Genomic DNA, 1,170 nt, shown 5'->3' on the forward strand with positions numbered 1-1,170 from the left:
TGTATATACATATTGAAACGCACTGCAAGTGCCTTCATCGCATGAGACACAGAGAACCGGAGAGAAAAGTGGCAGCGATCTTTGCGGAACAGGCGCTCCTTCCCGATGGCTGGCGCGAAAATGTGCGGCTTACCCTGGCTGAGGGACGCATCACAGCCGTTCAGCCTGGCGCTGCTGCGGCAGCCGGCGACGAACGTCACGCGATCCTGTTGCCCGGCATGCCCGATTTGCACAGCCATGCCTTCCAGCGCGGCATGGCCGGCCTTGCCGAGCTTCGCGGCCCCTCCGCCGACAGTTTCTGGAGCTGGCGCGAGGTGATGTACCGTTTCGCCCTGTCGATGACGCCCGATCAGGTCGAGGCGGTTGCCGCACAACTCTATGTCGAGATGCTGGAGGCCGGTTTTTCCCGCGTCGGCGAATTTCACTATCTGCATCACGACCGCGACGGAAAACCCTACGCCAACCCAGCCGAGATGGCCGAGCGCATCGCGGCCGCGGCCGGCGAGGCAGGCATCGGCCTGACGCTTTTGCCGGTGTTTTATGCGCACTCGTCTTTCGGCGGTGCCGCACCAAACGAAGGCCAGCGGCGATTCATCAACGATGTGAATCGATTCTCGCGGCTTGTTGAGAAATGCCGCGAATCGGTTCGCGCGTTGAATCAGGCTGTTGTCGGCGTCGCTCCGCACAGCCTTCGCGCCGCGACACCGGAAGAACTGTTTGACGTGACTGCCCTAGCGCCGGACGGGCCTATCCACATCCACATTGCCGAGCAGGTGAAAGAAGTCGAGGATTGCCTTGCCTGGTCGGGCGCGCGGCCGGTCGAATTTCTGCTGGCCAATGCCAAAGTCGACAAGCGCTGGTGCCTGATCCACGCCACCCACATGACCGATGCTGAAACCGTTGCCATGGCCAAAAGCGGTGCCATCGCCGGCCTATGCCCGATCACCGAGGCCAATCTCGGTGACGGCACTTTTGCCGCGCCGCTGTTCAGGGAACATGGCGGCCGCTACGGCGTCGGCTCCGATTCCAATGTGCTCATCGGCCTGCCCGACGAGTTGCGCCAGCTCGAATATTCGCAGCGTCTCGCCCACCGCGCCCGCAATGTGCTGGCGGTCGCAGGCGGCTCGACCGGCCGCGCACTGTTCGACGCCGCGCTCGACGGTGGCAGCG

The 1,170-nt window shown here is 63.2% G+C and carries 1 protein-coding gene; it reads left to right on the top strand.

The genetic code is table 11. The annotated features are described in order from the left end of the window. Positions 1-68 precede the first annotated feature (68 nt). Positions 69-1,170: formimidoylglutamate deiminase (locus EN925_RS36740; protein WP_127368741.1), on the top strand; the 1,102-nt coding region annotated here is incomplete at its 3' end.

The sequence above is a fragment of the Mesorhizobium sp. M7A.F.Ca.US.006.04.2.1 genome, from assembly GCF_004022915.1.
In the GTDB taxonomy this organism is placed as follows: domain Bacteria; phylum Pseudomonadota; class Alphaproteobacteria; order Rhizobiales; family Rhizobiaceae; genus Mesorhizobium; species Mesorhizobium ciceri.